Annotated in this window: 18 protein-coding genes; 17 read left to right on the forward strand and 1 reads right to left on the reverse strand. The window is 65.7% G+C overall.

Translation table 11 applies throughout. The features are described 5' to 3' along the window. The first annotated feature begins 36 nt into the window (after positions 1-36). The 10 genes from AC07UW_RS06905 (at position 37) to AC07UW_RS06950 (ending at position 11596) form a co-directional block, all read left to right on the forward strand. A complete protein-coding gene (locus tag AC07UW_RS06905) occupies positions 37-897 on the forward strand; it encodes a YicC/YloC family endoribonuclease (RefSeq protein WP_032976986.1) in 861 nt (286 codons plus the stop codon). After that, complete coding sequence (gene gmk / locus AC07UW_RS06910; RefSeq protein WP_312786537.1) at positions 894-1556, forward strand: guanylate kinase; 663 nt, start codon at positions 894-896, stop codon at positions 1554-1556. Before AC07UW_RS06905 ends, gmk begins: the two co-directional genes overlap by 4 nt. A gap of 110 nt (positions 1557-1666) precedes the next feature. Then, complete coding sequence (gene rpoZ / locus AC07UW_RS06915; RefSeq protein ID WP_005410877.1) at positions 1667-1966, forward strand: DNA-directed RNA polymerase subunit omega; 300 nt, start codon at positions 1667-1669, stop codon at positions 1964-1966. Positions 1967-2072: 106 nt separating this feature from the next. Beyond that, positions 2073-4235, forward strand: coding sequence for a RelA/SpoT family protein (locus tag AC07UW_RS06920; protein ID WP_495211705.1), 2163 nt, complete (start codon positions 2073-2075; stop codon positions 4233-4235). Between the two features lie 148 nt (positions 4236-4383). After that, complete coding sequence (locus AC07UW_RS06925) at positions 4384-4770, forward strand: RidA family protein (protein WP_025874214.1); 387 nt, start codon at positions 4384-4386, stop codon at positions 4768-4770. 7 nt (positions 4771-4777) lie between these two features. After that, positions 4778-6889: an ATP-dependent DNA helicase RecG gene (gene recG, locus AC07UW_RS06930; protein ID WP_046987315.1), complete on the forward strand. Its 2112-nt coding sequence runs from the start codon at positions 4778-4780 to the stop codon at positions 6887-6889. A 430-nt stretch (positions 6890-7319) separates the two neighbouring features. Continuing rightward, on the forward strand, positions 7320-8258 hold the full coding sequence (locus AC07UW_RS06935; protein WP_223496401.1) for a nucleoside hydrolase: 939 nt from the start codon (positions 7320-7322) through the stop codon (positions 8256-8258). Between the two features lie 87 nt (positions 8259-8345). Next, complete coding sequence (locus AC07UW_RS06940; RefSeq protein WP_006389217.1) at positions 8346-8588, forward strand: type B 50S ribosomal protein L31; 243 nt, start codon at positions 8346-8348, stop codon at positions 8586-8588. A 296-nt stretch (positions 8589-8884) separates the two neighbouring features. Continuing rightward, on the forward strand, positions 8885-10162 hold the full coding sequence (locus AC07UW_RS06945) for a citrate synthase (protein ID WP_025874217.1): 1278 nt from the start codon (positions 8885-8887) through the stop codon (positions 10160-10162). A gap of 336 nt (positions 10163-10498) precedes the next feature. After that, a complete protein-coding gene (locus AC07UW_RS06950) occupies positions 10499-11596 on the forward strand; it encodes a hypothetical protein (RefSeq protein ID WP_495211706.1) in 1098 nt (365 codons plus the stop codon). A gap of 237 nt (positions 11597-11833) precedes the next feature. Here the strand turns inward: AC07UW_RS06950 and AC07UW_RS06955 are convergent, their stop codons facing one another. Further along, positions 11834-12607, reverse strand: a complete 774-nt coding sequence (locus AC07UW_RS06955; protein WP_336031813.1) for an AraC family transcriptional regulator — start codon at positions 12605-12607, stop codon at positions 11834-11836. 93 nt (positions 12608-12700) lie between these two features. Between AC07UW_RS06955 and AC07UW_RS06960 the strand changes: the two genes are divergently transcribed. From AC07UW_RS06960 to AC07UW_RS06990, 7 genes are all read left to right on the forward strand, one after another. After that, the gene (locus AC07UW_RS06960; protein ID WP_223496398.1) at positions 12701-13468 is read left to right on the forward strand and encodes an alpha/beta fold hydrolase; all 768 of its coding nucleotides are present in this window, start codon (positions 12701-12703) and stop codon (positions 13466-13468) included. A gap of 108 nt (positions 13469-13576) precedes the next feature. Beyond that, positions 13577-13942 (forward strand): NirD/YgiW/YdeI family stress tolerance protein, encoded by a 366-nt coding sequence (locus AC07UW_RS06965; RefSeq protein ID WP_428709412.1) that lies wholly within the window; start codon positions 13577-13579, stop codon positions 13940-13942. A gap of 293 nt (positions 13943-14235) precedes the next feature. Then, positions 14236-14742, forward strand: coding sequence for a CS1 type fimbrial major subunit (locus AC07UW_RS06970; protein WP_253079350.1), 507 nt, complete (start codon positions 14236-14238; stop codon positions 14740-14742). A gap of 49 nt (positions 14743-14791) precedes the next feature. Next, positions 14792-17515, forward strand: coding sequence for a TcfC E-set like domain-containing protein (locus AC07UW_RS06975; RefSeq protein WP_495211707.1), 2724 nt, complete (start codon positions 14792-14794; stop codon positions 17513-17515). Continuing rightward, the gene (locus tag AC07UW_RS06980) at positions 17512-18645 is read left to right on the forward strand and encodes a CblD like pilus biogenesis initiator family protein (RefSeq protein ID WP_495211708.1); all 1134 of its coding nucleotides are present in this window, start codon (positions 17512-17514) and stop codon (positions 18643-18645) included. Before AC07UW_RS06975 ends, AC07UW_RS06980 begins: the two co-directional genes overlap by 4 nt. Before the next feature lie 17 nt (positions 18646-18662). Further along, entirely contained in the window at positions 18663-19358 is a 696-nt protein-coding gene (locus tag AC07UW_RS06985; RefSeq protein ID WP_336031799.1) for a pilus assembly protein, read from the forward strand. Positions 19359-19427: 69 nt separating this feature from the next. Then, positions 19428-24245 (forward strand): ESPR-type extended signal peptide-containing protein, encoded by a 4818-nt coding sequence (locus AC07UW_RS06990; RefSeq protein WP_495211709.1) that lies wholly within the window; start codon positions 19428-19430, stop codon positions 24243-24245. Positions 24246-24247: the final 2 nt, after the last annotated feature.

The following is a 24247-nucleotide window of genomic DNA, read 5'->3' on the forward strand; positions in this document are numbered from 1 at the left end:
GGTACCATTCCCCCTTTGCAAGCACCGGATACATCCATGATTCGAAGCATGACGGCCTATGCCGGCGGCGAGCGCTCCACCCCGTGGGGAACGCTGGGCTGCGAGCTGCGCTCGGTCAACCACCGCTTCCTGGAAGTGGGCACGCGCCTGCCCGAGGAACTGCGCGCATTGGAACCGCAGCTGCGCGAGCGCATTTCCGCGCGCCTGAGCCGTGGCAAGCTGGATCTGGTGATGCGCCTGCGCGCGCCGGACTCGGCCGCCAGCCTGCAGGTCAACGAGGTGCTGCTGGGCCAGCTGGGCCAGCTCGCACACCGGCTGACCTCCGATTTCCCCAACCTGCAGGTCAGCTTCACAGATCTGCTGCAGCTGCCGGGCGTCACGCAGGGTGAGGCCACCGATGCGGCAGCCCTGCAGATTGAAGCACTGGCGCTGCTGGACCAGGTGCTGGAGGGCTTCATCGCCGCCCGCGAGCGTGAAGGCAATACGCTGGCCACCGCCATCGCCGAGCGCGTGGATGCCATCGAGCGCATCGCCGCCGAGGTGCGCACGCTGATTCCGGCCATTCGCGACGGCCAGCGCACCAAGCTCGCCGCCCGCCTGGCCGACCTGCCGCATCCGGTTGATCCGGGCCGCGCCGAGCAGGAACTGGTCATGTGGCTGCAGAAGCTGGACGTGGACGAGGAGCTGGACCGCCTGTCCAGCCATATCGTCGAGATCCGCCGCGTGCTCAAGCAGCGTGAACCGGTCGGCCGCCGCCTGGACTTCCTGCTGCAGGAGTTCAACCGCGAGGCCAACACGCTGGGCTCCAAGTCGGTGGACAGCCGCACGTCCAACGCCGCCGTCGAGCTGAAGGTGCTGATCGACCAGATCCGCGAGCAGGTGCAGAACATCGAATGAGCATTTCCACGCCCCCGGCCGCGATCGCACGCGGCACGCTGTACATCGTTGCCGCCCCCTCCGGCGCCGGCAAGAGCAGCATCGTCAACGCCACCCTGGCGCGCGACCCGCAGATTGCCCTGTCGATCTCGTTCACCTCGCGCGCCATGCGCCCGGGTGAAGTGAACGGCCAGCACTACCACTTCGTCAGCGCGGAGAAGTTCGAGGAGATGATCGCTGCCGGCGACTTCTTCGAACACGCCTGGGTGCATGGTGACTGGAAGGGCACCGCCCGCCAGTCGGTGGAGCCGCAGCTGAACGCCGGCCAGGACGTGCTGCTGGAAATCGACTGGCAGGGCGCGCAGCAGGTGCGCCAGCTGGTGCCGGGCACGGTGACGGTGTTCATCCTGCCGCCGTCCAAGCAGGCCCTGCAGGACCGCATGCGTAAGCGTGGCCAGGACAGCGAGGCGGTCATCGCCCAGCGCCTGGGCGCGGCCCGTGACGAGATGCTGCACTTCAACGAATTCGACTACGTCATCGTCAATGAAGTGTTCGACACCGCCGTGGACGAACTGTGCGCGATCTTCACCGCCAGCCGCCTGCGCCGGGACGCCCAGAAGGTCCGCCATGCCGGCCTGATCCAGGCGCTGTTGACCCCGGATGTGGGTTCAACTGATTGATTCCTAAAGGGTCCGGTGGGGGTTGGCTTGATTTTGTCCAGCCCCTGCCAGTACACTCCGTCCCCTTTCCCTCATTCGACTGAGCGGCCGACCGGTCGCCGGGAGCCCGTATGGCCCGCATTACCGTAGAAGATTGCCTGGAAGTCGTTAACAACCGTTTCGAGCTGGTGATGATGGCCTCCAAGCGCGCCCGCCAGCTCGCCAATGGCGTGCAGGCCACGCTGGACAATAGCGAGACCGAGGACAAGCCGACCGTGCTGGCGCTGCGCGAGATCGCTGCCCGCAAGATCGACAACGCGCTGATCGACGAAGTCGAGAAGGCCGAGCGTGAGCGCGCCGAGCGCGAAGCGCTGGAGTGGGCCGCCGCCGAAGTGGTCGCCGACGAAGACATGTCCAAGAACGACGATTGATCGCATCGATCAACGTCATTGCTGGATACGCCGAACAGCCCGCCCCGTGCGGGCTGTTTCGCATTCAGGGTTTGCCGTAAACGTCGCGCTGGCATAGGCTTTGGCCATGAACCCAGGCCCCACTGCCAAGGTCGCCGCAGTCCCCGCTGCCGCCGTACCCGATTACGTCCTCCAGCTCGAACGCGCCGCCCACTACCTGCCGCCCGAGCAGCTGCCGCTGCTGCGCCGTGCGTGGGAAGTCGGCGCCTCCGCGCACGCTGGGCAGACGCGCAAGTCGGGCGAGCCCTACATCACCCATCCGGTGGCCGTGGCCCAGGTGCTGGCCGAGCTCGGCCTGGACGTGGAAGCGCTGATCGCCGCGATCCTGCACGACACCATCGAAGACACCCCGCTGACCCGCGAGGCCCTGTCGGCCGAGTTCGGCGAAGCCGTGGCCGAACTGGTGGACGGCGTCACCAAGCTGGACAAGCTGAAGTTCCGCGACCGCCAGGAAGCGGCCGCCGAAAGCTTCCGCAAGATGCTGCTGGCGATGTCGCGCGACCTGCGCGTGATCATGATCAAGCTGGCCGACCGCCTGCACAACATGCGCACGCTGGGCGCGCAGAGCCGCGAAGCGCGTGGCCGCATCGCCCGCGAGACGCTTGAGATCTACGCCCCGATCGCGCAGCGGCTGGGCATGAGCCTGGTCAAGAGCGAACTGCAGAACCTCGGCTTCAAGGCGCTGTACCCGTGGCGCCACGCGATCCTGGAAAAGCATATCCGCAGCCAGCCGGTCGTGCGCCGCGAGGCGCTGGCGCAGGTGGAAGTGCAGCTGTCGCAGCGCTTGGCCAAGGAGGGCATCGAGCACCGCCTGGTCAGCCGCATCAAGACCCCGTGGAGCATCTACAACAAGATGCGCGACGAGAACAAATCCTTCGACCAGGTGATGGATGTGTTCGGCTTCCGCCTGGTGGTGCGCGGCGTACCGCAGTGCTACCACTCGCTGGGCGCGGTGCATGCCGCGTTCAAGCCGCTGGATGGGCGCTTCCGCGATTTCATCGCCATTCCCAAGGCCAACGGCTACCAGTCGCTGCACACGGTGCTGTTCGGCCCGTATGGTTCGCCGATCGAGGTGCAGATCCGCACCGAGGAAATGGACCTGATCGCCGAGCGCGGCGTGGCTGCGCACTGGACCTACAAGTTCGGCGGTGATTCGCCCAACAGCGCGCAGAGCCGCGCCCACGCCTGGATCGTCGAACTGATCGATTCGCAGCGGGCCGCCGGTTCGTCGCTGGAGTTCCTCGACAACGTCAAGGTCGACCTGTTCCCGGACGAGGTCTACCTGTTCACCCCCAAGGGCAAGATCCTGGCCCTGCCGCGCAATTCCACCGCGCTCGACTTCGCCTACGCCGTGCATACCGACGTCGGCAACATGGCCGTGGCCTCGCGCGTGGACAAGAAACTGGTGCCGCTGCGTACCAAGCTGGTGTCGGGGCAGTCGGTGGAGATCATCACCGCGCGTTCGGCCACGCCCAAGCCGCAGTGGCTCGAATTCGTGGTGACCAGCAAGGCGCGCACCGCCATCCGTCACCAGCTCAAGCAGCTGGAGCACGAAGACGCCGTGCAGCTGGGCCACCGTATGCTCGATCGTGCGCTGGAAGCGATGGACAGCTCGCTGGAACGCCTGCCCAAGGGCCGCCTGGATGCCTTCCTGGCCGAGCATCGGTTCCCGCGTCTGGAAGCCCTGCTGGCTGAAGTCGCGCTGGGCAACTGGATGCCGACCCAGGCCGCGCAGGCACTGATGGCCTACGCCGAACTGCGCGGGGGCGCGCATTCGCGCCACAGTTCGCAGGAAAAGATCCTGATCAACGGCAGCGAGCGTGGCGTGGTCACCTTTGCCGGCTGCTGCCAGCCCATTCCGGGCGACGACATCATGGGCTACCACACGGCCGGCAAGGGCATCGTGGTGCACCGCATGGATTGCCCGAACCTGGCCGAACTGCGCAAGTCGCCCGAGCGATGGGTGCTGATCGGCTGGGATACCACCGTATCCGGCGACTACGACACCTCGCTGGTGGTGGAAGTGGAGAACGGTACCGGCGTGCTTGCACAGCTGGCCGCGGCGATCGCGCAGAGCCATTCCAACATCGAGCGCGTGGATTACCTGGACCGCGATTTCAACGCCGCAGTGCTGGCGTTCAACATCCAGGTACGCGACCGCAACCATCTGGCTGAAGTGATGCGTCGCCTGCGTCGCCTGTCGGTCGTGCAGTCCGTTCGCCGGCAGTAGATCCACGCCATGCGTGGATGACGTTCCGCGCACACAACGCACGGGGTCGGATCCGTTTCCCGCCGGGAAACGGATCCGACCCCAGCCGACATTGCCCCCAGCCGGTACAATCACCGCTCTGTTTTCCCCCAACGCACCGGAGCGACCCATGTCCCGCCAGATCATCAACACCGAAAAGGCCCCGGCCGCCATCGGCCCGTACTCGCAGGCCGTGCGCGCCGGCAACACCGTGTATTTCTCCGGCCAGATTCCGCTCGACCCGGCCACCGGCGACATCGTCGGCGTCGGTGACGTCGAAGCGCAGGCCCGTCGTGCCTTCGACAACCTCAAGGCCGTGGCCGAAGCCGCCGGCGGTTCGCTGGACAAGGTCGTGCGCCTGGGCCTGTACCTGACCGACCTGGCCGAATTCGCCAAGGTCAACGCGGTGATGCAGGACTACTTCCAGGCCCCGTTCCCGGCCCGTTCCACCATCGAAGTCTCCGGCCTGCCGAAGGGCGCCAACTTCGAGGTCGACGCGGTGATGGTCATCGACTGACCGCCACGTGGCACGCAAGGCGGCGGTCACCCCGGCACTGGCACCGTCCGGTGAAGCATCGCTTGCGATGCTCGCCGGCGTCGGGCCGGCCGTGGCCGCCAAGCTGCAGGCGCGTGGCCTGGCCACCCTGCAGGATCTCTGGCTGCACCTGCCGCTGCGCTATGAAGACCGCACCCGGCTGACCCGCATCGAAGACCTGCGCAACGGCATTCCGGCGCAGGTTGAAGTGCGGGTGGTCGCCGTCGAGCGCGGCATGCGCTACCGGCCGATGCTGAAAGTAGCGGTGGAGGACGAAGGGCAGGGCACCCTGGTGCTGCGCTTCTTCCATTTCCGCCAGCAGCAGGTCGGCCAGTTCGCGGTCGGCAACCGCCTGCGCTGCTTCGGTACGCCCAAACCGGGGCACCTCGGGTTGGAAATTGTCCATCCCAGTTACCAGGTGCTGGGACGCAACGACGATCCCGATCTCGGCGACCGCCTCGACCCGGTGTATCCCACCGTTGAAGGCGTCGGCCCGATGACGATGCGCAAGCTGATCGGCCAGGCGCTTGATCGCCTGCCGGAAGAAAGCACGCTGGAACTGCTGCCGACCGGCTGGCTCGAGGGCCTCGGCCTGCCATCGCTGCGCAGTGCGCTGCTGACCGTGCATCAGCCACCGCCGGATGCAGACCTGGCCGCACTTGCCGCCGGTACCCATCCAGCGCAGCGCCGGCTGGCAATGGAAGAACTGCTGGCGCACCACCTCAGCCTGCGTCGCCAGCGCATTGCGCTGCAGGCGCATCACGCGCCGCCGCTGGCCGGTCCCGGCAAGCTGGCCAAGGCGTTGTTGAAGCAGTTGCCGTTCGCCTTGACTGGCGCGCAGGCACGCGTGTTCAAGCAGATCCGCGAAGACCTTGCGCGCCCCAGCCCGATGCTGCGGCTGGTGCAGGGCGATGTCGGCTCGGGCAAGACCGTGGTGGCGGCATTGGCAGCGATGCTGGCGGTGGAGCAGGGCAAGCAGGTCGCACTGGCCGCCCCCACCGAACTGCTGGCCGAACAGCATCTCAACAACCTGCGCGGCTGGCTGGAGCCGCTGGGCGTGCGCATCGCCTGGCTGGCCGGCAAGGTCACCGGCAAGGCGCGCGCAAAGGTGATGGAACAGGTCGCTAACGGCGAAGCGCAGGTGGTCGTGGGTACCCACGCGCTGATGCAGGAGGCGGTGGTATTCCACGATCTGGCGCTGGCCATCGTCGATGAGCAGCACCGCTTCGGCGTTCACCAGCGCCTGGCGCTGCGCGACAAAGGCAAGGGCGGCAACAACGTGCCGCACCAGCTGGTGATGACCGCCACGCCGATTCCGCGCACGCTGGCGATGTCCGAATACGCCGATCTGGATGTATCGGCCATCGACGAACTGCCGCCGGGCCGCACGCCGGTGCAGACCGTGGCACTGAACAACGATCGCCGTCCCGAGCTGATCGAGCGCATCGCCCTGGCCTGCCGCGAAGGGCGGCAGGTGTACTGGGTGTGCACGCTCATCGAAGAAAGCGAAGAACTGGATGCCACCCCGGCCCAGGCCACCTACGAATCGCTGCAGGCGCTGCTGCCCGGCGTGCGCGTGGGGCTGGTGCATGGCCGGCTGAAAGCGGCCGAGAAGCTGGCGACGATGGTCGCGTTCAAGGCCGGCGACATCGACCTGCTGGTGGCCACCACCGTGATCGAGGTCGGCGTGGACGTGCCCAATGCCTCGCTGATGGTGATCGAGAACGCCGAGCGCTTGGGCCTGGCCCAGCTGCACCAGCTGCGTGGCCGCGTCGGCCGTGGTTCGGCGGTGTCGCGCTGCGTGCTGCTGTACCAGGCGCCACTTTCGCAGATGGCACGCGAACGCCTGCAGACCATGCGCGAAACCAACGATGGTTTCGTCATCGCCGAGAAGGATCTGGAACTGCGCGGGCCCGGCGAACTGCTGGGCACCCGGCAGACTGGCCTGGCCGGTTTCCGCATTGCCGATCTGGCCCGCGATGCCGGCCTGCTGCCGGGCGTGCATGAGCTGGCAGAACGCCTGCTGGCGCAGCAGCCCGCGCTTGCAGATCGCGTGGTGCAGCGCTGGATCGGTACGGCAGTGCGCTACGCCTCGGCGTAAGCTGTGGAGTCGGATCCCTTTGCATGGCAAAGGGCTCTGACCCCATGCCCTGGCGCTCATCCACGCATGGCGTGGATCTACTGCGCGCTGCGCGCGTTCTACAGACAGCCTTCTCGACCATCTCGTGGATGTGTCGACCAAGGTCGACACCTACCAGTACACGACGCTGTTCCGACAGGCCGCGGAAATCTGTCGAAGGCGGGGTGGGTCCGGTTGCGGGGGCGTGAGCCGCATGGATGCGGCGACCGAGCTTACATGGACGTACTTGCAGCGTCCCCTGCCACCGGACCCACCCCGCCATCCCACGGAATGCAGGCTTTTGACGTTGACGTCGCCTCTGCAGGTGCAGGGCGCAGCCCTGCCGAACCCCCATACTTGCAACGGTCATCTTCCCGGTCCACACTTCGTTGCCGATCTGAAGACGGCAACGATGACCAAGAAGATCCCGCTGTTGATCGATACCGACCCCGGTGTCGACGACGCACTGGCCCTGCTGATGGCCTTCGCCGATGAACGGCATGACGTGGTCGCCCTGACCATCGCCGCCGGCAACGTAGGCCTGCAGTACACCGTCCGCAACGCCCTCAAGCTCTGCGACATCGTCGGCCGCACCGACGTGCCGGTGTTCGCCGGCAGCCCCGATCCGCTGCTGCATCCGTCCGTCGACGCCGCCCACGTGCATGGCCGCGATGGCTATGGCGATGTGGACCTGCCGCCGCCGAGCCGCGAGGCTGACGCCGAGCACGCCGCGCTGGCCATCCTGCGCCTGTCGCACGAACATGCCGGCGAACTGATGCTGGTGATGCTCGGCCCGTTGACCAACCTGGCGCTGGCGCTGAAGCTCGATCCGACCCTGCCCCAGCGCATCAAGCGCATCGTGGTGATGGGTGGCGCAGTCACCTGCCACGGCAACATCACCCCCGCCGCCGAATTCAACATCGCCTTCGACCCGGAAGCCGCGCATGTGGTGTTCACCGCGTTCCCGCACCTGCTGGTGTCGGACTGGGAAGCCACCGTTGCCCATGGCCTGCCGTTGACCGAAGCCGAGCAGTGGCTGGGCGCAGATTCCGATCGCGCGCGCTTCTATGAGCTGATCTCGCGCAAGACCCGTGGCCTGTCCGAAGACAGCAAGGGCGGCCGTTGGTACACCGCCGACGCACTGGCCATGGCCTGGGCGCTGAACCCGGAAGGGCAGCTGCAGGTCGAGTCGCGGCCGCTGAATGTGGAACTGAACGGCACATTCAGCCGCGGCGCGACCATCGTCGACTGGAACCGCCAGACCGGCCAGCCGGACAACTGCGATCTGCTGATGGCCTACGACCAAGGGCGTTTCGAAGCCCTGGTACGCCAAGCCCTGGGCGCGGACTGAGATCCGCCCCCCGCACTGGTTGCCCCGGGCGGCAACCAGTGCTTATAATGCCGCTCTTGACCACCAGCCCATTTACGGTGTGAGCCCATGAAGGCCGATATCCATCCGAACTACCGCGACGTCGTCTTCCATGACGTCACCTCCGATTTCAAGATCCTGACCCGCTCGACCATGAGCACGAAGGAAACCATCAAGTGGGAAGACGGCAACGACTACCCGCTGGTGAAGGTTGAAATTTCCTCGGCTTCGCATCCGTTCTACACGGGCAAGCACAAGGTCATCGACACCTCGGGCCGTATCGACAAGTTCCAGAAGCGCTACGCGCGCTGATACGTCGTACCCGGTTCGAACCGACGGCCGCGCTCTGCGCGGCCGTTTGTTTTTGTCCAGCGCCTACCCAACGGGCGTTTGGATGGACGGAACACTGCGTCCTTGTGACAACGCTTTTGCCGATCCCGGCCGCTCGCTGGCAGGGTGCCGGCTGCCTGTCGTCTACGACTTCTGTCTAGCGCCCGGCAAATGCTGCTGTGCGATAATGACCTGATCCCCGGCACAGGCCGAGGACGTCATTCACGTGCCTGACCAATGCGCTTGGGCAGGCGCCTTCCCATGAAGGAGCGCACACAGTGTCCGATCTTGATCAGGTCACGCTCAACGCCGGCGATAAGTCGGTCGTTCTGCCCGTCATCAAACCCACCCTCGGCAACGACTGCGTCGACATCGCGAAGCTGACCAAGGAAACGGGGTATTTCACCTACGATTCCGGTTTCACCGCGACGGCCAGCTGCAAGTCCGCCATCACCTACATCGACGGCGACAAGGGCGTGCTGCTGTATCGCGGCTACCCGATCGAGCAGCTGTCGGAAAAGTCGAGCTACGTCGAAGTGGCCTACCTGCTGATCAACGGCGAGCGCCCGAGCGCCGAGCAGCTGAAGGCCTTCACCGACGAGCTGGCTGCCGAAGCCAACGTCGATGAGTCGATCAACACCCTGATCGGCAGCTTCGCCAAGGATGCCCATCCGATGGCCATCCTGACCGCCGCCATCGCGCAGCTGTCGGGCATCTACCACGCCTCGCTGGACCTGTCCGACGCCGAACAGCGCCGCCAGGCCGCCGTGCGCCTGATCGCCAAGGTCCCGACCCTGTCGGCGCTGATCTACCGCCACGGCAAGGGCCTGCCGGCCAACAAGCCGGACACCTCGCTGGACTACGTCAGCCGCTTCCTGAAGCAGACCTTCGAGTCGGCTGACGGCAAGTACGAACTGAACCAGGACGTGGTCAAGGCACTGGACCTGCTGTTCATCCTGCACGCCGACCACGAGCAGAACGCGTCGACCTCGACCGTGCGTCTGGTCGGTTCGACCGGTGCCAACCCGTATGCGTCGGTCGCCGCTGGCGTCACCGCGCTGTGGGGTCCGGCCCACGGCGGTGCCAACGAAGCCGTGCTGAAGATGCTGGAAGAGATCGGTTCGGCCGACAACGTCGAATCGGCCGTGCTGAAGGCCAAGGACAAGACTTCCGGCTTCCGCCTGATGGGCTTCGGCCACCGCGTGTACAAGAACTTCGATCCGCGCGCGAAGGTCATCGGTGAGATGACCGGCAAGGTGCTCAAGCAGCTGGGCGTGCAGGATCCGCTGCTGGACGTGGCCGTGAAGCTGGAACAGGCCGCGCTGCAGGACGAGTACTTCGTCGCCCGCAAGCTGTACCCGAACGTCGATTTCTACAGCGGCATCATCTACAAGGCGCTGCAGATCCCGACCGAGATGTTCACCGTCATGTTTGCCCTGGGCCGCACCTCCGGCTGGGTCTCGCATTGGCTGGAACAGCAGGTCGACCCGGAAATGAAGATCGGCCGTCCGCGCCAGGTCTACACCGGTCACGACGTGCGTGACTACCAGGGCTGATTGCCTGCGGTAGGTTGTGCTGAAGACGCCCCGCGATTGCGGGGCGTTTTTTTTTCGCTTTTGGTAGATGCCAACCTTGGTTGGCAAGCTTTCGGCGTCCGCGAAACATCATCCACGCATGGCGTGGATCTACTGCGCTCCGGCTTTGGTGGGGGCCAACCTTGGTTGGCACGCTTTCCCATCCACGCATGGCGTGGATCTCCTGCGCCCGGGCGCTTGGCACGATGTTCGCCGCGCCAAGGCCGCGTGATTCAAGGGTCTCACCAGCTTCACAAGCGCTCGCGCAGCCTCAGGACGCCAGCTGCACCTGCAGCACTGATACGGAGCGTCCAACCCATGAGTACCCGTTTCGACCTGCCCGAGCGCGATCCACTCGGTCCTGACATCGCCACCGTGGTGGCCACTCCCATCGTGCCACCGCCCAGCGAAAGCGCGGTGTCCTGGAGCGCCATTTTCGCCGGCGCCGTTGCGGCCGCCGCACTGTCGCTGATCCTGCTGATCCTGGGCGTTGGCCTCGGCCTGTCCTCGGTGTCCCCCTGGTCCTTCGAAGGGGTGTCCAAGGAAACCTTCGGCTGGACCAGCGTCGCGTGGTTGACCTTCACCGCGCTGGCCGCTTCCGGTCTGGGCGGTTATCTGGCCGGTCGCCTGCGCACCAAGTGGACGCAGCTGCACGGTGATGAAACCTACTTCCGCGACACCGCGCACGGCTTCGTGTCCTGGGCTGTGGCGACCCTGCTAACTGCTGGCCTGTTGACCTCGGCCATCGGTGGCGTGCTGGGCGCCGGCGCAAAGGTTGCCGGCGCGACCGCAGGCGCCGCTGCCACCACTGCCGGTGCTGCCGTGGCCGGAGCTGGCAGCGCTGCTGCAGGCGCACCGGAGAGCGACCTCAACTACTGGGTGGATTCGCTGTTCCGCAGTGCCACCATGGCGGGCCCGGACGCTGCCGGTGCACCTCCGGTTGCGCCGGCAGCGGGCGCAGCGCCGGGTACCAGCCCGATGGACCCGGCCGCACCGCCGCCGCCCCCGGCCGCCGCCAGCGTTGGCCCACGTGACGCCCGCACGGCCCCGCCGCCGCGCCCGATGCCGGGCAATGGCCCGATGGGCGACCGCCGCGAAGTCCGTGCCGAAGTGAACCGCATCATCGTCAACAGTCTGCAGGGGGATGGCCTGGACCCGGCCGATACCCAGTACCTGTCGCAGCTGATCGCACGCGAGACGGGCATGAGTCCGGCTGAAGCGCAGGCCCGTGTGACCGACGTGCAGACCCGCATGCGTGCTGCGCTGGAAAAGGCCAAGAACACCGCCAAGCAAGCTGCCGATGATGCGCGCAAGGCAACGGCCTATGCCGCACTGTGGCTGTTCATCACCCTGCTGATCGGCGCGTTCTTCGCCAGCCTCAGCGCCACCTGGGGCGGCCGTCGCCGCGACCTGTAACCCGCATCTGATGCAAGGAGACCTACCATGAAAACACTTCTGCTCTGGTTCTTGGGCGTGCCGATTCCGCTGTTGATCCTGTACGCGATCTTCTTCTGAGATCGTGTCGTTGAGTGAGATCCATCAGGCCGCCGCGAGGCGGCCTGATGCCATCCAGTTGCGCATGGACATTTACAGCGTCGAGCCACGCTCGACCCACGCGCGCAGCGCACACAACAGCCAATCACCGGCCCAGTACTACGCCTCTGCGTACCGGCTCGGCGAACATCCCAGCACACGCCGGAAGGCAGCAGAAAACGCGCTCGGGCTTGCATAGCCCAGGTCCAATGCCACACGCGTCACCGTCTGGCCCTGTCCCAGCCGCTCGATGGCCACCAGCAGGCACACCTGCTGCCGCCACTCGGCAAAACCCACCCCGGTATCGGCGCGGAACAGGCGCGTGAACGTGCGCCGGCTCATGCCTGCTTCGGCGGCAACGTCATCGAGGCGGGCTGTCAGCGAAGGAACGTCGAGCAATGCGCGGCAGACGCGTGCGAGACGTGCATCGGCGGGCAGCGGTGCATGCAGGGAAAGTGTCGGCATCGATGCGATTTCCGCCACCAGCAGCTGCATCAGTTTGCCTGCGCGCCCGTCCTCGTCGTACAGCGGGGGCAGGTCCACCGCCGCCTCCAGCAGCTGCTGCAGCAGCGCAGAGACCGCGAACACCCGGCAGTGCGCCGGCAGCGCGACTGCGTCGGCCGCCTCGGCGGAGAGGAAGGCGTTGAGCATCGTCACTGGCCCCCGCATGGTCATCTCATGCGTCAGGCCTGCAGGTACCCAGCAGGCGCGCCGTGGGGGAACCAGCCACCGCCCCTGCGGCGTGGCCACACTGATGGTGCCGCGCGCAGCGAACGCGAACTGCCCGCGCCGATGGGCATGGCGGGGAAACGTGAACTCGGCTGCGTAGTCGTTCGAGGTGACCACGACATCGCGTGGCAGGTCTTCGTAGGGTTCAAGCAGCGAATTGCGCATGGCCCGGATTCTATAACTATTGACCCGTCATCGACGGTGGGCCGGATCCGCGCTGTCTAGCATCAACGCTCCCCTCAGCTGTAATGGAGCCACATGACCAATACTTTCCATCGCGTGGGACACGGACCCCATGCTGTCCTGGTGCTGCACGGCTGGTTCGGCGACGCGCATGCGTTCGAGCCCATCGAGCCATGGCTGTCGCGCGACGACTTCAGCTACATCTTCATGGACTGTCGTGGCTACGGCGGCATGCGCGATGTACGGGGGGCCTATACCATCGGCGAGATTGCGTCCGATGCATTGGATCTGATGACCGCCCTGGGCCACGAGCGCTTCAGCGTGGCAGGTCATTCGATGGGCGGCGTGGCCATTGAACGCATGGCCGTGCTTGCGCCGGAACGGGTACGCGGCATGGTGGCCATTGCGCCGGTGCCCTGCGGCGGCATTGCCTATGACGCCGCGACGCGAAGCCTGCTGGAAACGGCAGCCGGGGACGTAGGCGTGCGTCGGACCATCATCGATCGCAGTACCGGCGGACGGCTGCCGGCGCAATGGCTCGACTGGAAGGCCGCGTATTCGGCGGCACATGCTTCACCTGCAGCATTTGCCGCCTATCTTCCAGCATGGGCGGATACCGATTTCAGCAATGAGATCGTCGGCAATCATTGGTTGAAGGTGCTGGTGGGTGGGCACGATCCCACCTTCAACCGCGCACTGATGGAGCGCACCTATCTGCGCCGCTACCGGCAGGCCACGATGGCGGTCCTGCAGGATGCCGGGCATTACCCGATGAACGAGACGCCGCTGGCCCTGGTGGCGGCCATGGAATCGTTCCTGAAAGAGGCGTCGGGTTCGGGATGAATGGTTCTGACACGGGATGTCGTTTTCACATCTTTTCGGATCTATTGCATGGGCATCACATTCGAGGCGATAGAAGCTGAGGGCACAGATCCCTGCATGGAGACCCCCATGAACCGACGACTCACCCTTGCGCTCATCGCCACCTCCTTGAGCCTGCCCAGCGCTTGCGCCTTCGCCCAGTACACCGGCCCGGGCGCCACCAGTGCCGTCACCACGGTTGCCGAGGCGCGCGACCAGCGTGACGATCAGCCGGTGGTGCTGCAGGGCACGCTGGTGGCCAAGATCGGCCACGAGCGCTACCGCTTCAAGGACGCAACCGGCGAGATCGATGTGGAAATCGACGACAAGGATCTGCCCAGCCACCAGGCCGTCAGCGCGACCACCGTGGTGGAACTGCACGGTGAAGTGGATACGCACCGCTTCAAGCCCACCGACATCGACGTGGATCATGTGCGGATCGTCGGCACGCGTTGAGGCGGCGGTAGTGCACGCGTGCGTCGAGCATTGTGCGTTTCTACAAAGGGCATCTCCCGCAATGAGGGTTGTTGCAAACGCGGCATGAGGAAGATTGCATAACCCCTAAACATTGAGTGACTTCAAGGATTCTTCTTAACGTTCAGTTATTTAGGAATCCTTGAATGGTCAGCGTGCGGTAGGCCTACCTACCATTCTCTCGTCGCCCGTGACCACCTCCACGGGCGGCGCTTTCCTCCCTTACTCCTTGGGAGGGGAGCTCTACATATTCCCCCTGTCCGAGAGAGACACACATGCATGCCATTCTCAAGAAGGCCGCGCTCGCTGCAGCGCTGGCCACCGCTTCGCTGTCCGCGAATGCCGCCGAATCCCACATCAAGGTCTACACCAACGTCGACCTGTCGCTGGCCCTGCTGAAGGCTGATGGCAGCCCGCTGCCCGACATGATGGAAATGACGCATATCCCGGGTGATGGCCTGCGCACCATCACCGAGCGCGTTCGTGTCTTCACCAATGACGAGAGCAAGGACATTGAAGTCAATGTGATGCACGACCCGATGCTTGTCATTCAGAGCGGTACTGCGCCAGCGGTGCCGCTGCGCGTCAGCCTCAACAAGACACCGTTGACCGTAGCGCCGAAGGACTTCCTGGCCTCGGAAATCTTCGACGGTGCGCTGCCGGGCGCCTCGTTCATCATGGACCTGGATATCGCCCAGGCCACCAAGGCCCCGCTGACCGTCGCCGGTGCCTACGAGGGCATCGTCAGCATCGCCATGAAGCAGAAGACCGCTTCGCCGTAACACCCCGCGCCGGCCCGGCAACGGGCCGGCCGCCTCAGGCATGACACCCATGAAAGTTCCTGTACCGGCCGTCACTCGGCTGGCGGTCGCGCTCGCCTTGTCGTTGGCCACGCCGCTGGTCGCGGCCCGCGGCGTTCCCATCGGCTTCGAGGATCTGGTTGAAGGCCAGATCGAACAACTCGACGTGCGCCTGTTCGGTCGCTCGGCCGGGCTCTCGCCGGTGCGCGTGACCCTGGAACACGTGCAGCTGGAAGACCCCGCGCGCGTGCTGCAGGCGCTGGATCTTTCCCCCGAGGCGCAGGCGGCGTTGCTGCCCGCGCTGTCGCAGCCGTTGCCGCGCAACAGCCATCTCGCCTGCCGCTATGGCGGGGGCAGTGCCGGCTGTGGCTATCTCGATCCCCCCGAGGACTCCAACACCGTGCGTGCCCTCTATGACGAAGGCGAGGGCGCGGTGCGCCTGTTCGTCGCCCGCCAGTGGATCGCGGCCGAGCCGGCCGCCGAGCGCTTCCATCAGGTCAGCAGCAACGCCGAGAACGCGTTCCTGCACCAGCAGACCCTCAATTTCAGCGGTGGTCGCGGCTACCAGGCACTGACCGCCCAGGGTGCGGGTGCGCTGGGTGTGCTGCAGCGTGGCCACATCGCCGTGGACTGGAACTTCAACAGCCAGCAGTACCGCGGTGGCCGCCGCCACGATGATTTCCAGTTCGACAACGCCTATTACCGCCATGACCTGGGCCAGCAGCATTATCTGCAGGCCGGGCGCATGGACCGCCGCAACCTGTCCAGCCCGCAGGGCGGCACCTTCAGTTTCAGCATGCTGCCGATGGATCGCTTCGCCGGCCTGCGCGTGGGCACCACCCAGGCCTACGTGGATGCCGATGCCGCCGTGCAGGCACTGCCGCTGACGGTGCTGCTGGCGCGCGATGCGCGGGTGGACGCCTTCGATGGCGAGCGTCTGCTGCAGACCTTCTACCTGCCGGCCGGCATCAACGAGCTCGACACCCGCCGGTTCCCGTTCGGCAACTACACCGTCAGCCTGCGCATCTATGAAGATGGCGTGCTGGTGCGCAGCGAAGACGCGCCGTTCGACAAGGGCGGCGACTGGACCAACAGCAGCGTGCAGTGGTTCCTGCAGGGCGGCCGCCGCAACGAGCGCCGCAGCGACCGCTTCGACGGCGAGATGGCCGCCATGGCCGGCCTGCGCGTGCCACTGGGCCGCACCACGGCGGTCACCGCCGGCGTCGCCGACCTCGGCGGCTTCAGCTATGGCGAGCTGCGTGTGGACCTGCGCCATGCCTTCGCCACCCAGGATATCCGCGCCACCTTCAGCGGCCTGCAGGGCAGCGACGGCAGCAGCGGCCAGCAGCACCAGCTCTCCTATCGCCGCCACGCCTCGTGGAATCTCTATCAGCAGCGGGTACGCGGCAAGGCCTGTGTGTTCGAGGATGACGCGCGCGACCGCCTGGGCTGCGCCGATTCGCTGAGCGCTTCTGTCGCGCTGCCGGTTGCCGGTGGCAGCGCCTACATGGCCTATACCCGCCGCCAGACCTGGAGCCGTGGCTCGCTGCTGCCGGGCGACATCGACGACCCGATGGGCGGGCTCGACCCGCTGCTGCCCCCGTGGCAGCAGCGCTACACGCGCGAGCCGCAGCTCAGCCGCACCTGGCAGGCCAGCTACAGCCGCGTGCAGCGCTGGCAGGACTTCAGTGTCTCCACCCGGCTCGGTCTGTGGCAGCAGGATACGCGCAGCAGCCTGCGCGACGGCCGCGACCGCGGCATCTACCTCAACGTCAGCCTGACCCGCCTGCAACGCGGCGACCGCGGTAGTTCGCAACGCCGCTATGGCATCGACTTCCGGCAGCCGCAGCACCTGCGGCCGGACGTCAACTACAGCGCCGGCCAGACCGTGCGCCAGGAGATGGACACGCAGTACCGCGAGGCCTCGCTGGACCTGCGCGGCAACAACAACGACCGCTACAGTGCCGCGCTCAGTGCCCAGCTGCAGAACAGCATCGGCCACACCGGCGCCACTCTCGCGCACTACCAGCAGCGCGGTGGCAACGAGATGGCCTACAGCGCCACGCACAGCTCCGGGCTGGCCCTGGGCCGCCGCGGCTTCTACTGGGGCGGCGGCCTGGGCGCCGACGCCGGCCTGGCCGTACAGGTGGATGACACCGACGACCTGGAACTGACCGGCGTGGCCGCCGAGCTGCAGGTGGGCGGGTTGCGCCGGCAGCGCCTGGCGCTGGGCGAGCGCCGCCTGCTGCCGCTGCCGGCCTACCAGACCCACCGCGCCGAAGTGCAGGATGCGAGCGCGCTGACCAGCGATGCCGCCATCCGCGTGACCGGCGTCGGCGGCGCCAGGCCGTTGTTCCTCTCTCCCGGCCGGCTGGTGCAGATGCCGGTACCGATCGAGGTGACCTACACCTTCATCGGCAGCGCCCGCGACATCGCCGGCGCGCCACTGCGCGGCGCACGCATCCTCAATGCGCCGGTGCCCGGTACCGGCGCCAACGGCGGCTTCGTCGCCGATTTCCCGCGCCGCGAACGCACCCTGTACCTGCTGCAGGACGACAACCTGCTGCAGTGCCCGCTGGAGGTTCGCGAGCGCCGCAATGTCGTGATGCTGGTGGGCCAGGTGGAGTGCGCGCCATTGAGCGTGGCCCAGCTGCCCGCCGATATCCGCCAGCAGGCACGGGTCACCCGCCTGCTGCAGGAGCAGGCGCTGATCGCCGCCGTGCCGCAGACCGCCGCCGCTGGAGGTACGCCATGAACCGGCGTGCTGTGTGGGTGGTGATGCTGGTGATGGCGTTGCTGCTGGTGATGCCGAAGGCGTGGGGGCAGCGGCCGCCGGAAACCCACCCGGTGAGTGCCACGCAGAACATCGTGATGACGTGGGATCGTTCGGGCATACCGGCTGATGTGGAGCTTATGCCGCCGCGGACCGTGCTGGGCTACCACCAAACAGATCGCGCACTTGAGTACGGTGAGTTGCACTTGGTGTGTCGATCACAGTCTGAGAGCGACCGCGTGGCATGTCCCACGGAAGGCACAGCTGAACAGTCGCTCGGGCTGCGAGACATCAGACTGACGTTCACTGAGCGTCGTTCAGGAATGCGAACCGAACTGTCCGTCCAAGGTGGCGTGGAGAGAGCGCTTTCTGGACGGTCCTGCCTTGGGGACTTCTGGCACAACGGAATCTACGCCCCTTGGTCGCATTACAGCATGAACTGCGCATTCGACTGGCCAGTAGGTACGGGTGGGCAACTAAGCCTGAGCCGGAGAGAACTCAGCAAGTTGGTCGCAGGCGTCTGGTCTGCCACGTTGGAGCTGCAGGTGCGTACGCCGCGCTTCCATGATCTGGCCACGCTCACCTTCACGTTCGACCTGACGATCACGGATCGAAACGCCGTTTCGATCTACTTCCCCGCATTTCACAACGTTAGTCCGCTGGTACAGCTCAACGCTGCCTACGACCCCATCGGGCAGACCGTGGGTGGACGCACGGTGCTGGACATGTGCCTGTACGACGGCCTCGGTTCGCAGGCGCAGTATCTCGGCGTGACGGTCCGCGATCGTGGCGGACATCCCCCCGGTCCCAGCGGCTACTCGCTCTGGCACACCGATGGCGGTACCGACGACACACGACGCCTGGACTACACCGTCAGCCTCGCCCATAGCGGCGCGACGGTGCGGATGCCCAACGGCGTGGAACAGCAACTGCACGGCATCGACAGTGCCCAGTTGCGCCTGGTGATCCTGCCGGGCATGAGCCAGCCGGTGTTCTGCGTGCCCACGCCAATCACCTTCGATATTCCCCGCGTCCCCATTTCCACCCAGCAGGCCGGCACTTACTTCGGCGAGCTGCAGGTGGAGCTGCGTGTGCCCACCACCACCCCCTGATCCCACCAGGAAGCCGCATGAAACGACTCGCCGCCTGCCTCATCCCGTTGACGCTGCTGCTGGCATTGCCGGCCCAGGCCAATCTCACCGTGCATCCAATGCGCGCCTCGGTGGATGGCAAGCGCAGCACCCAGATGCGCATCTATTCACAGTCCACCCAACCGCAGTACATCCAGGCCTCGTTGCGGCGCATCGTAGATCCGGCCAGCGACCAGGAGCACGAGGTGGAGGTCGAGCCGGGCGAGGCGGCCATCGCCATCACACCCGGAAAATTCGCCTTGGCTGGCGGCGGCAATCGGCTGATCCGGTTGATTCCGCTGCAGCCGGTGGAAGCCGAGACAGCGTACCGCGTCTACTTTGAAGGGGTGCGTGGGCCCGAGGAAGCCAGCATAGAGGACGGTGACGGTGCGCAGGCCAGTATCGGTGTGAATCTGGTCTGGGGTGCGCTGGTCAATGTGCTGCCGGCCGAGGGCACCGTGCAGCCAAGGGTGCAGGGCGATGCGCTCTACAACGACGGCACGCTGCGCCTGGGCATCACCAGCATCGCCGATTGCGAGGGCAGCCGCTGCACCGCCCATGACGTATCCCACAGCCTGTATCCCGGCAGTTCCCTTGCGCTGCCTTTCACGGTGGTGCCCGGCCACACCGTGCAGCTGCGCTATCGGCTCACGCGCGATGGCTATCGCGAACACGTGACCACTCTCACCCCCTGATTTTTCCACGCCCGCTACGCAGATTCCCGTGGCGGGTGCGTTGTTGACATCGTTGTTAAGGAGAGTTCGATGAACAAGATCTACCGTCGCCTATGGTCCACTGCACGGCAATGCTGGGTGGTGGCCAGTGAACTGACGTTTACCCGGGGCAAGCGCGCGCAGACCGTGCGTTGTGGTGCCGCACTAGCGGCTGCGCTTGCAGCGTCGCCTTTGACAGCGGGTGCTGTGGAGGGTGCCGTCAGTGAGGACGAGCTTGAGTGGTGGGAGCGACAAACGCTGAGCGCATTCCAGCCCCGAACTGTAGCGCCAGCCTCGGCAGGTACCAACGCGGTTCATCGGCTGGATGTGTACAACAATACATCGGCCTCCGGCTGGAGCTTGGTAACGGCAGCGGAGACGATGGCGGTAGGCGCCGAGGCACAAGCCGGTGGCGTGGAGAGCATCGCGGTAGGCATTCGTTCCAAAGCTGCCGGCCCGAACAGTGTGGCAGTTGGTAACCGAGCCGAGACCTATGGCTCTCATGCAGTGGCCGTCGGCTTTGGCAGCCGCGCCCACTCCGTTGGATCGGTTTCTCTCGGCAACGCGTCGCGTGCTGAGGGACACAACTCAATGGCGTTGGGCAGTGGTGCTTACGCTCTTGGCAGCGGCGCCATTGCGGTCGGCGGGGACACCAAGGCCCGTGCGGAAGGCGCTATTGTACTGGGCGATTTCGCCGAGGTGGCCAATGGAAGTTCACGGCACTCCATCGCCATCGGCAACCGGGCTTCTGCAGGGGGGTACGCAGACAGCATCGCGCTTGGACGTTCAGCGCGTGCACACGGAACCGGCAAAGCCATGGCGCTCGGGGCCGAGGCCAACGCGAGTCACGCGAACTCGGTCGCGCTCGGAGCGAATTCGGCGACCTCCGCAGCAAATCAGATTTCCGTTGGTAACAGCACGCTGCAGCGCAAGATCGTCAACCTGGCTGACGGTGCCGTCACCACGTCCAGCACGGAAGCGGTCAACGGCAGGCAGCTGAATTCGGTGAAAAGCAGAGCGGATAGCGCCTTCAATACGGCTGAAAACGCACGAGCTACCGCCAACACTGCACTGACAAGGGCCGATCAGGCGATTGCCAACAGCCGGTTGGTTACGCAAACGTCCCCGAGCAGCGCGATTCGGGTCGGTATCGACAACACCGGCACGATCGTTGATGTTTCCAACAGGAACGGTACGGCGCGCCGCATCCAGAACGTTGCCAATGGTGCAGTGAGCGCTGGCAGCACCGATGCGGTGACGGGCCAGCAACTGTACGCCACCAACCAGAGCGTGAGCACCGCCACCAGCACCGCCAATGCCGCGAAAGCATCGGCGGATGCTGCCATAGGTCGTATCGGCGCTGCGGCAGTGGCCCTGGGTCAAGCGGCCGTGGCCGAAGGCAGCGGAAGCACAGCCAGTGCCGCACTGGGTTCGGCGGCCAAGGCGTACAACGGCAGCGGCGTAGCAATGGGCGCCGACGCCCGTGCCGGCGTGAATGACAAGGGGGACAAGAGCACGGCCAGTGGCGCAGTCGCCATTGGCGCACTCAGCCGCAGTGGGAATGGGGCGGTCGCCACCGGGTTGCGTGCGAGCGCCATCGGCGACCGCGCAGTGGCGCTGGGCAACGATGCGAACGCTGCGGCCACCCACGCAACCGCAGCGGGCTACAAAGCTACCGCGAGCGCCAGCCAGGCGACGGCCATCGGTCGTGAAGCGTCTGCATCGGGCACGTTTTCGGTGGCGCTGGGTAACCAGGCCAGTGCCCGCGCGGAAAGCGCCGTGGCACTGGGTGACCGCGCGGTAGCGGCCCACGCCGGTAGCGTGGCACTGGGGAATGGCTCCCAGACCACCGCAGCAAACCAGATATCGGTGGGCAACGGTACCCTGAAGCGGAAGATCGTCAACCTGGCCGATGGCGCGCTGAGCACCAGCAGCACGGAGGCGGTGACCGGCAAGCAGCTCAATGCGACGAACGTGGAAGTGGCGTCGGTTCGCACCACAGCCACCAGCGCGCAAACGACGGCCAACGCTGCCAAGACGACCGCCGATAATGCGCTGGCCAAAGCGGATGTGCTCGGCGGATTGGTCGGCCAGGTATCGGCCACGGGTAACGTGCGCCTGGGTGGTGAAAACACCGGTACGGTGCTGGACGTGCGCAACAAGTCCAATGCCAATCGCAAGCTGACGGGCGTGGCCGACGCAACGCTCAGCACCAGCAGCACCGATGCAGTAACGGGCAAACAGGTATTCGCCGTCGATCAGAAGGTCACTGCGAATCAGTCTCTGCTCGCCAGCCACGCCACCGAGCTGGCTGGACACGAGGCGCGTATTGCCGGCAACCGACGGGATCTGGATGACCTGCGTACCGAGTTTGACAACTTCGCCCCCGACCTGGAAGGCGTGGTCCGTTACGCAGCCGACGGTTCGATCGATATGGACGGCGGCAAGGTACGCGGCGTGGCAGCGGGCGATATCAGTTCGGCGGGGAGTACCGATGCTGTGAACGGTGGGCAGCTGTTCGTCACCAATCAGCGGGTGGAGGCCATTGAGCACCAACGTCGGTTCTTCAAGATTGGAACGGATTCGCTCAGTGAGGATGCAGATGCAGGGTGGTTCGGCGTTGCGATCGGTGAGTCTGCAGAGGCATCGCCTGCCCCCGGAAAGGAGGGCGGTACCGCAGTGGGAAGCTTCTCCAAGGCAATGGGTACCAATTCAGTGGCGCTCGGCAGAGCAGCCCACGTTCTTGTAAATGCCACAGATGGGTTCGCCCTCGGAGCCAGCTCACGGGTCGAAATTGAGGGCGGAGTGGCCTTGGGTGCTTACTCCCAGGTCAAGGCAACGGCTACCAACGGGGTCGCGTTGGGCTATGGCTCTTATGCAGACCAGCCCAACACTGTGTCAGTGGGTAGTGAATGGGTGAAGCGTCGTATCGTCAATGTCGGCCGCGGCTTGGGGAGTGGAGACGCATCCACCGTAGAACAGTTGCACGAAGCACTGGGTACGCTGGGTGGCGGTGCAGGAATGGATGCAAGCGGTAACGTGGTTGCGCCTACCTATCGCATGCAGGGAGCTACGCAGAACAATGTGGCCGACGCGCTGGCCGTCCTCGACGGCGCGGTGATCACCGCTGGCTCACGGGTTGATCAGGTCGAGAACCAACTGCGCTCGGTGTTCCAGGACAGCCCCGCCACCCGCAGCGATGGTCTGAGCCAGCTCAACCTCGCCGGCGCCAACGGCATGGTGCTTGGCAACGTGGCCAACGGCCTGATTGCCCCGGGCAGCCGCGATGCGGTCAACGGTGGTCAGCTCTACGCTGCCGAACAGAAGATCGAGCGCAATCGAAACGATCTCGATGAGCTCCGTCGCGGGCCGAGTGGTGCCGCTGCTTTCTCGGAGGCAGAAATTTCCGGAAGCGTTGATTTTGGCGGGGCTAGGTTGGTAGGGGTGGCCGAAGGTCGACTCGAAGAGAGCAGCACGGATGTAGTTAATGGATCTCAGCTCTTTGCTACGAATAGGAGATTGAATGCTGTTGAGGATGCGAGTCGCTACGTTGCTGTCGGCGAAGGGATTGCTTCGGATGTTGCGGAATCGAGTTGGTTCGGTGTGGCTGTTGGCGCAGGAGCCATAGCGTCACCAGGTAGCGAGGGTGGTACCGCTATCGGTAGCTACACCTCAGCACTCTCGATCAACTCTGTAGCAGTCGGAAGAGGAGCGCTCGTTACAAAAGATGCTCAGTTGGGTATAGCGATCGGCGGCGCTTCCGAGTCCGATCAACGGTTTGGTGTTGCGCTTGGGCCTTATGCGAAGGTGCGGTCGGGCGCGCTAAACTCGGTAGCGTTGGGCTCGTACTCCGAAGCGCTGGAGCAAAATGTGTTGTCCGTGGGCAACCTCACGCTCAAGCGTCGCATCGTAAACGTAGCCAATGGCCGCAACGCCAACGACGCCGCCACCGTCGGTCAGCTTCGCGGCGCACTAGCAACCCTGGGTAGTGATGTCGATGCCAACGGCAACATCGTCGGCCCCACCTTCAACGTGCAGGGCGGCTCGCAGCACACCCTGGGTGATGCCCTCAACGCGCTCGACGGCGCAGTGATCACCGCTGGCACCCGGGTTGATCGGGTCGAAAACCAACTGCGCTCGGTCTTCCAGGAAAGCCCCGCCACCCGCAGCGATGGCCTCAACCAGCTCAACCTCGCCGGCGCCAACGGCATGGTGCTGGGCAACGTGGCCAACGGCCTGATTGCACCGGGCAGCCGCGATGCGGTCAACGGTGGTCAGCTGCATGCCATGGAGCAGCGCCTGGACGGTCGCATCGATGGGCTGGAGCAGCGCGTTGATGCCACGCCGGAGGGCAGGGCGCTGGCGTCGGCCAGTGCACCGACGGCGCCGGCCGCGCCGGAGGCCGAGGGCCCTGCCGGCGCATCGGGTGATCCGGCGGCGGCTTCCGCAGGCCGTGCCGGTGGCGGCATCGCCAGTGCTGACGGCGGTGGCACGCCTGCGCCGGCCGACGCGCCGGCGCCGACCCCGCAGGTGGACACCGCTGATCTGGAGAAGATGCTGGCTCGCGCCAACGAGTACACCGATGGGGCGATCAGCAATTTCGAGCGCCGCCTGGACAAGATGGACAAGCGCTTCAACCGCATGGCGGCGATGAGCAGCGCGCAGACGGCCATGGCCATGAACACGGCCGGCCTGGCCACCTACAACCGCCTGGGTGCGGGTGTGGGCTACGCCGAGGGCGAGTCGGCGATGGCGGTGGGCTACCAGCGCGTTCTCAACGAAAAGGGCTCAGCCACCTTCAGCCTCAATGGTGCCTTCACCAACAGCGGTGAGCGCAGCATGGGCGTGGGTGTGGGCATCGGCTGGTAAGC

The organism is Stenotrophomonas sp. GW821-FHT02D01 (assembly GCF_059421765.1).

What these genes read in the sequence shown, in the direction of transcription:
- AC07UW_RS06905 (WP_032976986.1), top strand. Translation starts at nt 37, where the DNA reads ATGATTCGAAGCATGACGGCCTATGCCGGCGGCGAGCGCTCCACCCCG.
- gmk (WP_312786537.1), top strand. Translation starts at nt 894, where the DNA reads ATGAGCATTTCCACGCCCCCGGCCGCGATCGCACGCGGCACGCTGTAC.
- rpoZ (WP_005410877.1), top strand. Translation starts at nt 1,667, where the DNA reads ATGGCCCGCATTACCGTAGAAGATTGCCTGGAAGTCGTTAACAACCGT.
- AC07UW_RS06920 (WP_495211705.1), top strand. Translation starts at nt 2,073, where the DNA reads ATGAACCCAGGCCCCACTGCCAAGGTCGCCGCAGTCCCCGCTGCCGCC.
- AC07UW_RS06925 (WP_025874214.1), top strand. Translation starts at nt 4,384, where the DNA reads ATGTCCCGCCAGATCATCAACACCGAAAAGGCCCCGGCCGCCATCGGC.
- AC07UW_RS06935 (WP_223496401.1), top strand. Translation starts at nt 7,320, where the DNA reads ATGACCAAGAAGATCCCGCTGTTGATCGATACCGACCCCGGTGTCGAC.
- AC07UW_RS06940 (WP_006389217.1), top strand. Translation starts at nt 8,346, where the DNA reads ATGAAGGCCGATATCCATCCGAACTACCGCGACGTCGTCTTCCATGAC.
- AC07UW_RS06950 (WP_495211706.1), top strand. Translation starts at nt 10,499, where the DNA reads ATGAGTACCCGTTTCGACCTGCCCGAGCGCGATCCACTCGGTCCTGAC.
- AC07UW_RS06955 (WP_336031813.1), bottom strand. Translation starts at nt 12,607, where the DNA reads ATGCGCAATTCGCTGCTTGAACCCTACGAAGACCTGCCACGCGATGTC.
- AC07UW_RS06960 (WP_223496398.1), top strand. Translation starts at nt 12,701, where the DNA reads ATGACCAATACTTTCCATCGCGTGGGACACGGACCCCATGCTGTCCTG.
- AC07UW_RS06965 (WP_428709412.1), top strand. Translation starts at nt 13,577, where the DNA reads ATGAACCGACGACTCACCCTTGCGCTCATCGCCACCTCCTTGAGCCTG.
- AC07UW_RS06970 (WP_253079350.1), top strand. Translation starts at nt 14,236, where the DNA reads ATGCATGCCATTCTCAAGAAGGCCGCGCTCGCTGCAGCGCTGGCCACC.
- AC07UW_RS06975 (WP_495211707.1), top strand. Translation starts at nt 14,792, where the DNA reads ATGAAAGTTCCTGTACCGGCCGTCACTCGGCTGGCGGTCGCGCTCGCC.
- AC07UW_RS06980 (WP_495211708.1), top strand. Translation starts at nt 17,512, where the DNA reads ATGAACCGGCGTGCTGTGTGGGTGGTGATGCTGGTGATGGCGTTGCTG.
- AC07UW_RS06985 (WP_336031799.1), top strand. Translation starts at nt 18,663, where the DNA reads ATGAAACGACTCGCCGCCTGCCTCATCCCGTTGACGCTGCTGCTGGCA.
- AC07UW_RS06990 (WP_495211709.1), top strand. Translation starts at nt 19,428, where the DNA reads ATGAACAAGATCTACCGTCGCCTATGGTCCACTGCACGGCAATGCTGG.